Annotated in this window: 14 protein-coding genes; 6 read left to right on the top strand and 8 right to left on the bottom strand. The window is 52.4% G+C overall.

Translation table 11 applies throughout. The annotated features are described in order from the left end of the window. The first annotated feature begins 44 nt into the window (after positions 1–44). The 3 genes from AC2FD9_RS13425 (at position 45) to AC2FD9_RS13415 (ending at position 1,915) form a co-directional block, all read left to right on the top strand. A complete protein-coding gene (locus tag AC2FD9_RS13425; protein ID WP_496837321.1) occupies positions 45–650 on the top strand; it encodes a DsbA family protein in 606 nt (201 codons plus the stop codon). 17 nt (positions 651–667) lie between these two features. Then, entirely contained in the window at positions 668–1,531 is an 864-nt protein-coding gene (locus AC2FD9_RS13420; protein ID WP_496837319.1) for an MBL fold metallo-hydrolase, read from the top strand. A gap of 108 nt (positions 1,532–1,639) precedes the next feature. Continuing rightward, positions 1,640–1,915: a hypothetical protein gene (locus AC2FD9_RS13415; RefSeq protein ID WP_496837317.1), complete on the top strand. Its 276-nt coding sequence runs from the start codon at positions 1,640–1,642 to the stop codon at positions 1,913–1,915. 411 nt (positions 1,916–2,326) lie between these two features. Here the strand turns inward: AC2FD9_RS13415 and AC2FD9_RS13410 are convergent, their stop codons facing one another. The 6 genes from AC2FD9_RS13410 to AC2FD9_RS13385 all read right to left on the bottom strand — a co-directional run bounded on the left by AC2FD9_RS13410 (position 2,327) and on the right by AC2FD9_RS13385 (position 8,078). After that, positions 2,327–2,980: a DUF3299 domain-containing protein gene (locus AC2FD9_RS13410; RefSeq protein WP_058274490.1), complete on the bottom strand. Its 654-nt coding sequence runs from the start codon at positions 2,978–2,980 to the stop codon at positions 2,327–2,329. 18 nt (positions 2,981–2,998) lie between these two features. After that, a complete protein-coding gene (locus AC2FD9_RS13405; protein WP_496837315.1) occupies positions 2,999–4,402 on the bottom strand; it encodes an ABC transporter permease in 1,404 nt (467 codons plus the stop codon). Then, positions 4,402–5,088, bottom strand: coding sequence for an ABC transporter ATP-binding protein (locus AC2FD9_RS13400; protein WP_496837314.1), 687 nt, complete (start codon positions 5,086–5,088; stop codon positions 4,402–4,404). The genes AC2FD9_RS13405 and AC2FD9_RS13400 overlap by 1 nt, the downstream gene beginning before the upstream one ends. A 29-nt stretch (positions 5,089–5,117) precedes the next feature. Beyond that, on the bottom strand, positions 5,118–6,104 hold the full coding sequence (locus AC2FD9_RS13395; protein ID WP_282154346.1) for an HlyD family secretion protein: 987 nt from the start codon (positions 6,102–6,104) through the stop codon (positions 5,118–5,120). Between the two features lie 206 nt (positions 6,105–6,310). After that, positions 6,311–7,765 (bottom strand): guanitoxin biosynthesis MBL fold metallo-hydrolase GntH, encoded by a 1,455-nt coding sequence (gene gntH / locus AC2FD9_RS13390; protein WP_496837312.1) that lies wholly within the window; start codon positions 7,763–7,765, stop codon positions 6,311–6,313. A 4-nt stretch (positions 7,766–7,769) separates the two neighbouring features. After that, positions 7,770–8,078: a hypothetical protein gene (locus AC2FD9_RS13385; protein WP_282170053.1), complete on the bottom strand. Its 309-nt coding sequence runs from the start codon at positions 8,076–8,078 to the stop codon at positions 7,770–7,772. Between the two features lie 132 nt (positions 8,079–8,210). Here AC2FD9_RS13385 and AC2FD9_RS13380 point away from each other — a divergent pair, with 132 nt between their 5' ends. Beyond that, the gene (locus AC2FD9_RS13380; RefSeq protein WP_496837310.1) at positions 8,211–9,548 is read left to right on the top strand and encodes a tetratricopeptide repeat protein; all 1,338 of its coding nucleotides are present in this window, start codon (positions 8,211–8,213) and stop codon (positions 9,546–9,548) included. A gap of 990 nt (positions 9,549–10,538) precedes the next feature. Here the strand turns inward: AC2FD9_RS13380 and AC2FD9_RS13375 are convergent. Next, complete coding sequence (locus AC2FD9_RS13375) at positions 10,539–11,120, bottom strand: TetR-like C-terminal domain-containing protein (RefSeq protein WP_496837308.1); 582 nt, start codon at positions 11,118–11,120, stop codon at positions 10,539–10,541. A 123-nt stretch (positions 11,121–11,243) separates the two neighbouring features. On the opposite strand from AC2FD9_RS13375, the gene AC2FD9_RS13370 reads away from it, so the two are divergent. Beyond that, positions 11,244–11,834, top strand: coding sequence for a YceI family protein (locus AC2FD9_RS13370; protein ID WP_496837307.1), 591 nt, complete (start codon positions 11,244–11,246; stop codon positions 11,832–11,834). A 206-nt stretch (positions 11,835–12,040) separates the two neighbouring features. Further along, positions 12,041–12,439 (top strand): luciferase domain-containing protein, encoded by a 399-nt coding sequence (locus AC2FD9_RS13365; RefSeq protein WP_496837305.1) that lies wholly within the window; start codon positions 12,041–12,043, stop codon positions 12,437–12,439. A gap of 462 nt (positions 12,440–12,901) precedes the next feature. Here the strand turns inward: AC2FD9_RS13365 and AC2FD9_RS13360 are convergent, their stop codons facing one another. After that, positions 12,902–13,120, bottom strand: a complete 219-nt coding sequence (locus AC2FD9_RS13360) for a GDCCVxC domain-containing (seleno)protein (protein WP_496760873.1) — start codon at positions 13,118–13,120, stop codon at positions 12,902–12,904. Positions 13,121–13,122: the final 2 nt, after the last annotated feature.

Below are 13,122 nucleotides of genomic sequence, written 5' to 3'. Positions count from 1 at the left end.
CATTAGCGGCGCACTACTTGTGGTTTACCAAAACGGAGACTGCAATGACGCGCTTCACCTATATCTACGATACCTATTGCGGCTGGTGCTATGGCGCGGCACCGGTGATCAACGCGCTGGTTGAGAGTGGTGCTGATGTCACCGTTATGCATCGTCATTTGTTCCAGGGCGCAAACGCATACCGAATGGGCGATGGCTTCGCCCGAAAGGCTCTGCAATACGACCGACGCATTGAACAGCTGACCGGGCAAGTGTTCAGTGACGCTTATGTTCAAGACATTCTGGGAAACCCTGATGAAGTGCTGGATTCCAGCCTGACCGCATACGCCGCAGCTTTGGTTCATGATCAGGGCGCTAGCGCTGAGATGAAGCTGGCAAGTGTTTTGCAACGGGCGCGTTATGTCGACGGTATTTCCGCAGGTAACAGCGAAGCGGTTCGTAGTGCCCTGATTGAATTCAGCGTGAACCGTTCGTTGGACGAAGGCAGAAGCCTCGCCCGGCAGATCAGTACGGACGCTGGAAATTTGCAATCACGGTTCGGGTCGCAAGGCGTCCCAACTTTGCTGATGCAAACCGACGGCAGAACAACCCAAGTCGATATCTCAGCTTACCACACCCTTCCAGAACAGATCGCGGCATTGGCCGCATAAATGCTAGGAGCATCCCTATGAAGACGGTCCTCACTTCTGCAGCAGCCATGCTGCTGTCCACCGCTGCCTTTGCGGCTGATCTCACCATCACCGCCTTCAGCCCGAATGAAGGCAGCCTGTTCCCGGTCTCATCGAACCTGATCGAAGGTCCGAATGAGGTGATCCTGGTGGACGCCCAGTTCGAAAAGGACGATGCAGAGCAACTAGTTAATATGATCAAGGCGACGGGTAAATCCCTGACGACCGTCTTTAGCAGCCACAAGGATCCTGACTTCTATTTCGGGTTGGACACGATCCGTGCAGCTTACCCGGATGTCAAAATCGTCGCGACACCTGAGACCGTCAAAGGCATCGAGAAAACCATCCAGCTCAAATACGATTTCTGGGGCCCGATCTTGGACGCGAACGCCCCATCCGAATTGATTGTACCTGAGGTTCTGGAAGGCGACAGCCTGACGGTCGATGGTGAAACCGTGCAGGTGATCGGCCTCGATGGGCACGATCCGGTTCATACATTCCTGTGGGTGCCTTCGGAAAAAACTGTGCTGGGCGGCGTTGTCCTTTATGAAAACGTGCATGTCTGGATGGCCGATAACCAAACCCCGGAAAGCCGCGACAGCTGGCGTGCAACGTTGGATCAGCTTCTTGCGCTGAACCCCGAACGGATCATCCCGGGTCATGTCATTGGGGACAGCGCAGAAAACGCAAGCATCGTTGACTTCACCAAAGAATTTATTGCCGCGTTCGAGGCGGCCGCGGACAAGGCGGGAGATTCCGCAGAATTGATCGCCGCGATGCAGGCTGCCTATCCCGACTTTGAGAACGTGAGCGATCTGGAGCTAAGCGCCCAGGTTATCGAAGGAGAGCATTCCTGGCCGTAAGTCTAAACCGGCATCAGAGGCCGTCCAATTCGGTCTCTGTATTACGAAAGGGGCGCTGGCCCACCAAATCCGGCGCCCAATCACCAACAGTTCAAAACTCAGTTTGCTGTGAACTACACCGCATTTGCCGCGACGAAGAGAAGAAATTTCATATCTTGCAAGTTCACGAATACCAAGATTACGCAATACGGCATCATTGGTGCTGTCCTGTTTGCGTTCGTTTCGGCGACAACATTTGCCGTCAACGCTCAGGAGCAAAACATGACTCCATTGGAAATTGTCAAAAGCACCTATGAGGGCGAAACCTCCGAAGAAAACGGTCGCAACCTTCAGGCGCATTTGGCTCCTGATGCCAAATGGACCGAGGCAGCGGGTTTTCCCTAGCCACCATTCATTCACGTTGCGGCTAAGGTCTGTTGTGAGCCCAAACTAACGGATGCTGCGACACGCACGAAAGGCGGCTTACAAGCGCGGTATGCGATGCGATTAATAACTCTGATCAATAGGTCAAAGAGACAACATGATCGATCAAGAGCAATGAAAAAGAGTTCTCGCTACTTATGATAAGCTGATTAAACAGCGAGGGTTGCCGGGTGTACTTGTGAAACCCGTACGCGCGGAATGGTGTGGTCACGAAATGGCGGATCGTGACAAAAAAATCGCCCTATTGATCATCAAGGAGCTTCAGAAGAGATTTGCAGCGTCACATCTGCACGAACCAAAGATCCTGATACAGGGGTGCGGTGCAAAGATTTATCCCGGTGAAGCCATAGAACGGACCTCTAGTCTGACTGATCAGTCATAGATTTCTACCGAAAGCGCATCCATCGCATATGAGGTTTCGATATTTGCTTGGCCGTCCACGTAATTGAGTGACTGGGACCTGCTCAGCGCCCGCATTTCCCCGCTTATCCAGACAGGCTTATATAACTCGTCGATTTCGAAGCCTTGTTCGTATCGCACATAAACCATCTGATTGGCTGGAGGTGGTGGTGTGTGAATGCAGGCTCCAACTGTAGGAACCAGAAGGAATTCGACCGCCTTCTGGTCGACAATATCCAGGGGAAGGAGATAGCCGGGAAGACGCACGTTCTCCCCCAAAAGGTCAAGGTTCGGTTCGCGCGCGGCAATCAACCGTTGGTTCATCACAATTTCGCGTTGTTCAAACAACCAATCTGGGTCAAGACCTTGAGATACGAGGTCTTCGCGGATCTGAAACGCTTCGGCGCGCTTCTCGTCATCCGCAGTGTCCGCATGCAGAATCTCAATCCGATAAAGCATGGCCAACGCATTGACCTGAGAATATTCTAGGGTGGCAAAAGGATCGTGGTAGGGCCGCTCTTCAGGAAGGAGATCCTGCCAACTTATGTTGCGCGGATCCGCTGCTAGAAGAGGCCCCGCAATCGCAAGGGCGAATAAGATATTCAGAAAATGCGCAATGGTCTTCATTTCAGCGGATCCTTTTATTCAAAACCGCACCGACAGTCCGTCTGATAGCGTCATACGGTACACCCTTAACGCAGGTATAATACTGGCAAGAAGACCAGAGCAGAAAACGAGGGCTATGAGAAGAACCTCGCGAAAACTCGGCAGGCCAACACCGATGCGAAGCCCAAAATTTGCGGCAAGAATCGGATCTATTACGAGCGTGAGAGCGCTGAGCGCGATTACTCCAAGCACGATGCCGGCCAACAACAGTAAAACGGCTTCAAGCAAGATCAGGGAAAATACGCCAGCTGGTGCTGCGCCCACGGATCGAAGGATCGCAAATTCACGCCGCCGGTTGTCGAGCGAAGCAGACAACATGACCACCATGCCGATCATTCCAGCCACTGCCACAGCGCCTGCCATCAGACGCAGCGCAGTCTCGGCCGTGCTGGTAATCGACCAAAGTTGCAACAGCGCGACATTAGGGAGAACAGCAGTCAGTGCCTCGTCGCGATGGTCTGCCAGTTGCCGTTGAACTGAAAGCACCGCCGTTTTCTCCTCCAGCCCGGCAAAAATCGCGTTGATGGTCCCCGGTTCATGATCATGGCCATCGTGATCGTGCCCGTCAGAGGTCGTGACAGTTTGCCCCTCGTCTTCATGGCCGCTTCCGTGAGCATGACGGTCGTCATGTTCCTGATGGCCTTCTTCGTGCTCGTCAGGCTCGTCTAACTCCACATGGTCATGGTCTTCGTGTTCTTCGGCGACTTCAGGTGCATCGACTAAAGCGAACGGATCCGCAACCGCTACTGCCGGTTCTTCGTGCAAGGCGTCAAAACCATCGAGTGAGACAAAAACCATTCTGTCGACGGCCGTCCCGGTATGCCCCAACACGCCGGTCACTGTGAATGGCGCTTCGTCGTGCACATCAAAGGCGACTTCCCCTGAGCCATGGGCATTCACGATTTCAGTGCCTGACGTGTACCCGAAAGCCTGAGCAACTTTTGCTCCAATCACTGCGCCATCTGGAGATTTAAACGGAACACCTTCAGCAAATATCAGTTGCTGGCCGCCACTATGACGAAAGTGGTCAAAATATTGCTCGGACGTTCCGATCACGGGATATCCACGATGGTTGTCACCCATCATGATCGGCACTGTCCAGCTTATCTGGGGCAGATCTTCGATCTTCTCGTAGCTGTCCCAGCTGATACCAGCGCCAGTTGTGCCGACACCAAAAACCGTTGCCATCAGGATCTGCACATCGTTTCCGCGTGCCGCAATGATCAGGTCGATCCCTGATGCAGAATTGGCAAAACCCGCTCGTGCCTCTGTTCGCAGTCGTTCAACCCCAACAATCAAAGCCACGCTCAAGGCAATGCTAAGAACAGTTAACGCAGCGATAAAGCGGCGATTGAGAAGGCTTTTATAACAAAGATTGAACATCACGTTTTGCCTGCGTTCAGCATCGGCAAGTCAACGCTCCGATCGAAGTGTTTTTCTAGGCTGCGATCATGGCTGACAAATAACAAACTCGCCCCTGATGCTTTGCATTCCTTCAACAACAACTGGACAAACGTGCCTTTCGCTTCCTCATCCAAAGCCGAGGTGGGTTCATCCGCCAAAACTACTTCAGGCGCCCCTATCAGAGCACGCGCCGCCGCAACGCGTTGTTGCTGCCCAACACTCAGTGCGCTGGCAGGTCGATTGATCAGCTCAGCATCCTCGAGACCCAGCTGACTTAGCAACCGTGTTGCGGTAGCTTTGGGGTCTGGCCCCGACCGATTGCGCCGTTGCGCTGAAAACCGGCAGGGCAGCAACGTGTTTTCAAGCGCACTGAGCCAAGGCAAGAGATTAAAGACCTGGAAAACAATCCCCAAATGATCCACGCGAAAACGGTCACGATCACCTCCGGCCAAAGCCCCTACATCCGTGCCTGCAACGCGAACCGCGCTTTGCGGTACATCGATCACGCCAGCAATTGCCGAGAGCAACGTGGTCTTTCCGCTGCCACTGGGGCCTCTCATAAACACGCTTTCCCCGGCCTCAAGATCGAAGCTATCGACTGAGAGTACCGGGTCAGGTTGACCGGGCCACCGAAACACCAAGGATTTGAGTTCGACAGTTTTCATTGATGACACAGATGCTTTGGCTTGGTTTTTCAAAGATAATTGAGCTTTTTAGTGATCCAGAAAAGGATCTCTGCCAAAACACCAATGGCTCCGGCTTTGTCTGTCTTGACCAAAGCTGTTCCTGACGTTCCAAATTGCAAGGAATTACTGTCTGCATCTGCAGGTAGTTCAACCAATACGATGTAGCTGGATATCCCGGCTAGTTCGCGCAATGAGGGAAGACCTGATCTTAGATCAACAGTACCTTCGACAGTTCCGACCGGAAAATCGGAAATACGGCCGGTAATTTCTCCACCGGGTTCCGTTCTAAAAGCAAGCCGGATTTCATCACCGACCGAAACATTAGCGCGACTAGATTGGGGCAGAGTAGCAATTACTGCATAGTCCCCAGGTTTGACAAAAGTTATTGCCCCTTGTAGCGGAGTGGCGCGGTTACCTGGTCGGAGTGAAACAGCCGTAACAACGCCGTTTCCGGGCGCTTTTACAACCGTTTGTTCTAAATCCCAAAGAGCTTGCGCAAGTGTCTGCTCGGCCTCCACAACACCTGCGTCACGCCCGTCGATCTTCGCGGCGATACGCCGCTCAAGGCTTGTCTTTCGGGCTTCTGCTGCGCGGATATTCGCGGTCAACTGGTCGATGGTTGAGACAGCTTCTTGCAGTTGGAACGTGGTTGATGCCCCGCGTTCTTCCAAACGGATGATGTCATCACGACGCTGAATTCCGAAAGTCAGCTGAGCAGTCAAGGATTCAATCTCGGCCTCGGCAGCTGATAAATCTGATACCAGTTGGTCGGCAGATGACTTTGCAGTTTCCAAGACAGCTTCGAGCCGGGAAACCTCGGCTTTGAAAACCTCATTATCTATCCGAAATAGGGTCTCGCCCTTTGCGACTTCCTGGTTTGGCTCCACAACGACTTCTGTAACCGTGCCCGCCACGTTCGGAGCAATATTCGTTGAAACACCCTGAATGGATACCGGGCCAGTCGGAGTTGTGTGGTTCAGCGCACCGATGACCACCAGAGCGATAACAGCGGCTACTCCGTAAACTAGAGTTTTCCAGAATCCATTCCAGGGGAGAAGGTGAAACTTGGAAAAGACCAGCCAGACTATTCCAAAGTAGAGGCCAAGTACGATTAACAAGACTTCATTCCTTCGTGATGTTTCCAGAAAAGCTCGAACGACCACCCGAACTTACGAGTGATCGCCCTGTTTGTCATGATGACTTAGTTGTCAACTTGCTCTTCCAACACTTTGCGGTTGGCTTCACGATGGCGCCACGCCGCGCCCATACTCTCCTTCAGGTTTTCGGGAAGCGCTTCCAGAGGAACAACAAGATCGTCATCAACTGGCCACTCGGTCAGCAGCTCAGGATGATATCCCTCGGGATAGTACAGCTTAGGATCGATCTCCATATCGCGCACGTAGGGTTCTTGAATGTCTTCGCGCCGATGGGGTGGCTTCGGCACGATCAATTGACCATTGCTAAAGTCAAACTGCGGCGCACGTGAGTTTGGAAACTCGGGCAATATGCCTTCGCGAACCCATATCTGATCTTTGGTCACATTCACTACGATGCCGTCTGGCGCGCCAAAGTGATAGGGACCCTTCCAGTGCTCGCGGATCTCCGCGACGGTTTCTTCAATCTGATAGGGGTCATAGCTCATGTGCGTATTCATCAAAAGCCGGGGTTGCACCAGATTGGCAATGTAGCCAGCAGCATAGCTGGGTGTGTGATGAGTATCGACTGTATAACGCCCCAGAAATGGCGGCACGCCCTGAACACCAGATGAGATTTCGATGATTTCCTGCTGCTGTTCCGTGACGAAGACATCACAGCCTTTGGCAAAAGGAATATCGATCATGTTGGGTCGACCGTCACCTGTCCAGATGAAGCACATGCCATTCCAATCCATCCGGTATCCGGACGCACCGTCTTTGGCATGGCTTCTTTGCCAGTGTGTGACTTTGACCCCGTCTTCATCATAGATCACGCCGCCATTGTCACGGAAATCAAATTCGTTGACTTCGATGTCCCAACCTTTGCCAACTGGAAAGACGCTGAACGCATCCCGGTGCCAGCCGGTCATCATTTTCATGCCTTCTACCATAGTTGCGGTGCCGTACTCCTTGGTGCGGCCGGATGGGCCGTGGACCGTCAACTGCTCGTGCCATCCACCGGCCCAGGTTCCGAACATCCACAGGTACGGCAGCCCACCAAAGTGGTCTACGTGCAGGTGCGTGATGAATACATCGGTAATTTCATTCAGTGCATATCCACTGGCAATGATGTTCGCTGGTGAGCCCTCACCAATGTCAAACATGAAAATCTTACCGTTACCCAGCTCAACAAGAATCGCCGTGTTCATTTGTCCAGGGCGAATGAACGGAGCAGATCCCATGAAGATAATTCTCATCTCGTTGGGCTGTACATCTTCGGTGCGTGGGAACCAGTTTGCCGCACTTTTCAACCACGGTTGAGGAGAGATGCCCTCAAAGGTCAGACCCTCTTTCCAACGTCCCATTGGGACGCCGCCAGTCAGTGCAGCCTCAATATCTTCTTGGGATGAGGGCTCCTGTACCGGAGGAGCCTGACCGAACGCATTTGTGGCGAACAATGTCGCTGCGACGGCGAGTGCGCTGAGTGACTTAATTGACTTCCTCTGTCTGTTTTGCAGCATATTTTCAGTCCTTTGTTCGAGCCTGGGTGAATATGGGAACCACTTCTGAAATGGCTTTCGGGACAATCTCTGAATTGGTAAATCGAGAGAGATGCTCGGCGATTTCCTCGGCTAGCCCGTCTAGGCTTTCGGTGACAGGATCGATCAGACATGGTGACGTCTGCTCATTGACCTTCCGGGCCCTCTCCAACTCGGTTGAGAGCAACTCGAAGTCACCGCAAAGTGCCTCGAATCCATGATGGTTCTTTCGCATGACTCGGATGCGGCTGATTTGGTCCGGAAAAGCGAGCTCTAGTAAGTTGATGTCCGTCATTGCCCTGGCGCCTAGTCCATCTCTAGGCACCAGGCTGAGGGCACATCGCGCAGCGCGGAAGGGTTACACCGTGAAATTAGGGTGACATTCAAATATTCATTTGACAGTATGGAGTTGAAAATACAGAGAAACTTGAAGTTTCAGATGCCCGACAGAGAATTGACCCTTGATCCGGAACGTCACGCGACCCGTGTGAAGTACGCGCTGGACCAGGTGTTGGCGAGTGACATGTTTGGCAAGGCGGAACGCCTTCGGAATTTTCTGAGCTACGTTGTCGAAGAGGCCATTGCGGGTAGATCCGAGGCTATTCTTGGCAAAACAATCGCTCAGGATGTTTACTTCAAGAGTTTTGCCAGTGATGACGGCCACATTAACGTTGTTCGTGTGGATGCGGGGCGGTTACGGCGGAAACTTCAGCAATACTATGAAACGGCAGGTGCTGGAGACGATCTGCGCATTCACATTGATAGCGGCGGCTACGCGCCTTGGTTCGAGGACCGCTCTAGTACAATTCAGAGCAATGTCGATCATACGCCATTCAGGCCAGGATTACCCTGGCTGATTGGCATCCCTGCTGTCACCATAGCGATCATTGCTCTTGCTTACGTCTTGGGCGGGCGCATGGAACAGGTTGTTGATCTCAACCCAAAGACATCCGCGCGCTCACTTGAGCGACAGGCTCTATCCGCTAAATCACCCGCTGCAGTACAGGCGTCAAACTACTGTGATCAAGCTCGGGGCCTGCTCTTTCCAATCGCAACTATCGATAACCAGATCCTGGCCAGCGACATATTTAGAATGGCAATAAATGAGGCTCCCGATTTTTACTGTGGATATGCCGGATTGGCCCATAGTCTGGGAACCCAGGCTCTACTAACGCGAAGCGAGGAAGAGCGTGACGCGCTGATACTGAATTCAGGACAAATGGCACAGAAAGCTGTGGACATTGCGCCCTCAAACGGCTGGAGCCAATCGGCAATGGCATGGGTATCTTATGTTTCTCGCGACTATGACAGAGCTTTGGAGTATTCAGCACTCGCCCAGTCGCTTCGACCCAATGACGGAAACGTTCTGGACTTTCGCGGCGTGATACTACTGGTTATGGGTCGCTTTGAAGAAGCGTATGACGTCAGCGACCCAAGCCACCCCAGAGAGATAGGAAGTCATCGGTTTGCCCACAGGAACATTCACGCGGTTGCAAGTTTTCACATCGGTGAGTTTAGGGAAGCAATCGCATCTTTGAAATTTGCGAGTGACAATGGTGACCCCGTCAGTGCACTGTCTTTGGTATTTTTGGCGGCTTCCTACCAAAGGTTGGGCGAATCCAAAGAGGCACATGCAACCTTGAATAAACTGAAACAGTCGTGGCCAGAGTTCAGGCCGGATCTTGTTCTAGCAGCATTTTATTCCAGTCCAAATCTATCGGACGAAGTGATTTCAGCCTTAACAGATGCGGGATGGCGGTTTTAAGATATTCCTTTTCGAGCCATGGTTGGAGACAGGCACATGTGCGTAAAGTGTGTTTTACCGCCAACACAAGAGAACATACCTTGGTAGTGTTAATGTACGCCGAAAGCGGTCATCGGAAATTGTTGTAGCTAACGGCAGATTTGTCCACATTGCGGTCTTCACCGATCCGGATTTCGATTGGCGGGTTTCGCGAGCGCCGCATGAATTGCAGCGTCATAACAAACCGCGTACGTCGCAGTATGGGTGTTATGTGAAGCGATCTCTGGTTGAATCTTTACCCACCCTGGCTCTCATCACTCCAACGACCTAAATCATAGATTCCGTGTTTCTTCATACGACGTATGAAAGCAAGGTAGTTACCGCGTTCGCCACGTGGCAGATTAGCAAGAACAGGCAGCTTCGCTGTCTGACCTGCAAATCAGCTCTGATTTTCCGAAAGGGAAGTCAGATCAAACCAAACTGTCTGCGGGAGTATGAAATGGTGCGGCGTGTTAGTTGATGACGCAAAGATCAAATTCAACTGATGTCCAACTTTGGGGGCGCCATCCGATGTCGAAAGTTCACTGCTTTTCTGGTCCAACTGTGGCGGTTGGGTCTGGTTCGTGCGACGTTCAACAGATATGTGGAACATCACTGATCTTTGACTCAATCGGCCGCCAAAACCTCAAGAAACGAACAAATCGCGTCATTCAATTCTAACCCAAACGTCAAGCATTTCTGACCCAGCACGAAGAGCGGCCACTCATCAACGCTGCGGCTTAGGCCTCAATTGAGCCCAAAGTGCAACTTGCTGCACTGTGCATCAATCTCGGCAGTGCACAAAAAGCTGACCTTTCAAACCTCGGCGGACGATCATAGCAAACATTTGCCGAGACCTTTTAGAGCAATCGCTATTAGGAACTGGCTGGACAAGCTATTGATCACAATTTGCTGTTCTGCCGAAATCTCGCGCCTGTTGCGGGTCGCTTTGATTGCAAAGTCAGGCGATGGTCACTGTCCCGAATTGGTTTTCGCGATACTGCAAAGCAGATCAACATGTCGATCCAACCAATCCTCGTTCAGTGCTTCGTGACGTATGAGTTTGCGGAAATAAGGTGCAGCCACTGCTAGTTCTATAAGCTGGTCAACCGGAACGTCGGCGGTGATCTCACCGCGGCCTATTGCGGCTGCAAATACTGCTTCAACACTTGCGAACCTGTCTTTCATAAATTCAGTGATCACCAACCGCGCTTCTGCATCGGTGGACGCCGCAGCGACCACCTGTGGCGCGATTTGGCCCCATGGTGTGTCATTCAAAGCTCCCATCAGTATTCCGAGTAACCAGCGCAGGTCAGATCGCAGCGGGCCATCGGTTTTGGGCGGTATGTTCGGCGGTGTTGCGATGCGCCTGAATGCTGCATCACGCAGACTGCGCGCATCTGGCCAGTGCCTGTAAAGTGTGCTGCGCGAAATGCCCGTTGCCTTTGAAACTGCGCCATGAGTTACGTGCAGCACGCCCTCATCCATTAGTATCTTTTGCGAAGCATCAAGCGCGGTCTGTCGTGTGGCGATCAGCCTAGGATCTTCTTTCAATCACCCCTCCTATAGAACATTTTGTTGCGCAGTAGGACACTTTGCTCTAAAAACATGACCAGTAAAACCTAAATCCCAAAACTCAATTTCGCAAACACGTCTTATCAAAATGGGAGCGTATCAATGTTCAAAGTGGCAGCAACCCCGCTGGTGGTACTCTTATCGATGGGCGCGACAACCGCATTGTCCGAGAGTGGCACCTACGAGCTGGATCCTGGACACAGCCAGGTATTGTTCAGCTACGACCACATCGGGTTTTCAGAAACATTTGGAATGTTCTCAGGTTTTAGCGGTGAGATAGAGTTCAACGAAGATGATCCGTCTGCCTCATCTGTCACAGTGTCTATGCCTGTAAAATCCATGATCACGGGCTGGAATGCCCGTTTGCAACACTTCATGTCCGATGACTTTTTTAGCGCGAGTGACGGTGACGTGGTCACATTCGCCTCAACCAGCATTGAAGTGACCGGGAACAATTCCGCGAATATTTTTGGCGACCTGACCATGAATGACGTCACCAAACCTGTTGTTCTGGAAACAACGCTTAACAAGTCGGCGCCATACCCTTTTGGCGAAAAGGAGGGCACGCCGACCTTGGGGCTGGCAGCGACGGCGACTATCGTGCGGTCTGAATTCGGACTTGGGGCGTTTGCACCTGCGGTGAGCGACGAGATAGAGCTCTTAATCAATATCGAAGCGTTAAAGGCTGAGTGAAGTGTGCAAGGGCACCGATACGGCGCTGAGCACTCAATCTTTACTTTTGACGGGCTGACAAGAAAATGAATGTGTTCCTGAGACAACTGGCGGTTGCTACGACAGCACTGGCTTTAACGTGCCCGTTGGCATACGCGCAAGAGCGCTCCTTGCCGGAGCGCTCCTCGCCCCGTCCTGAAACAACAAGCGGCGTACCGCATACTCAGATGGGTGTCGAGATTGATGCCGATTTGGCACGGCTATTGCTGGAGCGTGTTGCGCAATTCCCAGGGGTCACACTTGGACCGACACGCATTTCGCTACCTGGCGCGATTGGCTTTCAGCTTGATCCCGACATGTTGTTGTCTCAACCGAGCTCTATCGTCGGTGGGTTTGAATTTGCGCATATGCATCCTGATGGCAGCTTGCACGCTTCGCTGCACCCCGCAATGGCGCGACAGGCAATTGAGGCTGGTTGGGCCGTTGCACACCCTTGGGCCAAGCAACGTTCTGGGTGGAGCGGCTTTGTGATGATATACACACCGACCACACCAGAAGAGTTGGATGTCGTCATCAATCTAGTCGAAAGTTCGTACACCTTCGTCACCGGCAACACCTTGGGTTAAGCCTGTTTTGCCCGAAAGTGTGCGGTGACGCCTGCTTCCTTTAAGAGTGCTGTTTCAGCCGCCTTGCCTTTAGCGGTCAAATTCTCTCTTACATTGTCGCCGTGGTGCAGCGCTCGATACGTTCAAGCCATTCGCATCAATGGTAGCTCCCGTCCCGCGCAGTTGAATTAGCAAAGCTCAGCGTCGAAGGTCCGCTTCGGGCTGTACTGCGTCCTACGGACAAAAAATGCGAATGGCCGCAAAGTTTGCGTCTTGCTTGTTCATGCGGCGTTCAGCGAAAGTCGATCCATATCAGACCCACCCTTGGCGCAGATCGCGGCGAAGGTGCCAGGAGAGCCCTAAATACCTCATGCTGCGCAAGCGCTGAATGACGGGTTTCTCGCGATCATTTACCGGGGCTGCAGTTGGGCAAATTGTCGAAATTCTCTGGTGACAAGTTCACCTAGCGAGCAACACGACACACTATCCGCAGCAGCCATCGCCCAGCTGAATTGGTGGGCAGGGAATGGTGGCAAAGGAACAGTAGACACAACAGTCGCCTTCCAACGGCTTCAAGACTGTTCTGCATGACTTGCATTCATAGAACCACTGGCAGGCATCCGTAGGCATTTCTTCAGTTTCGCTGTGCCCACATTTTGGGCAAGTCAGCGTGCTTTCAAGCACAACAGTTTGTTCCGTCATTG

The organism is Ruegeria sp. YTSC230 (genome assembly GCF_059609665.1).
This window is presented reverse-complemented; position numbering and strand designations above follow the sequence as displayed.

Excerpts from the sequence above, each read along its gene's own strand:
- AC2FD9_RS13425 (WP_496837321.1), top strand. The coding sequence starts at position 45 with ATGACGCGCTTCACCTATATCTACGATACCTATTGCGGCTGGTGCTAT.
- AC2FD9_RS13420 (WP_496837319.1), top strand. The coding sequence starts at position 668 with ATGAAGACGGTCCTCACTTCTGCAGCAGCCATGCTGCTGTCCACCGCT.
- AC2FD9_RS13410 (WP_058274490.1), bottom strand. The coding sequence starts at position 2,980 with ATGAAGACCATTGCGCATTTTCTGAATATCTTATTCGCCCTTGCGATT.
- AC2FD9_RS13405 (WP_496837315.1), bottom strand. The coding sequence starts at position 4,402 with ATGTTCAATCTTTGTTATAAAAGCCTTCTCAATCGCCGCTTTATCGCT.
- AC2FD9_RS13400 (WP_496837314.1), bottom strand. The coding sequence starts at position 5,088 with ATGAAAACTGTCGAACTCAAATCCTTGGTGTTTCGGTGGCCCGGTCAA.
- gntH (WP_496837312.1), bottom strand. The coding sequence starts at position 7,765 with ATGCTGCAAAACAGACAGAGGAAGTCAATTAAGTCACTCAGCGCACTC.
- AC2FD9_RS13385 (WP_282170053.1), bottom strand. The coding sequence starts at position 8,078 with ATGACGGACATCAACTTACTAGAGCTCGCTTTTCCGGACCAAATCAGC.
- AC2FD9_RS13370 (WP_496837307.1), top strand. The coding sequence starts at position 11,244 with ATGTTCAAAGTGGCAGCAACCCCGCTGGTGGTACTCTTATCGATGGGC.
- AC2FD9_RS13365 (WP_496837305.1), top strand. The coding sequence starts at position 12,041 with ATGGGTGTCGAGATTGATGCCGATTTGGCACGGCTATTGCTGGAGCGT.
- AC2FD9_RS13360 (WP_496760873.1), bottom strand. The coding sequence starts at position 13,120 with ATGACGGAACAAACTGTTGTGCTTGAAAGCACGCTGACTTGCCCAAAA.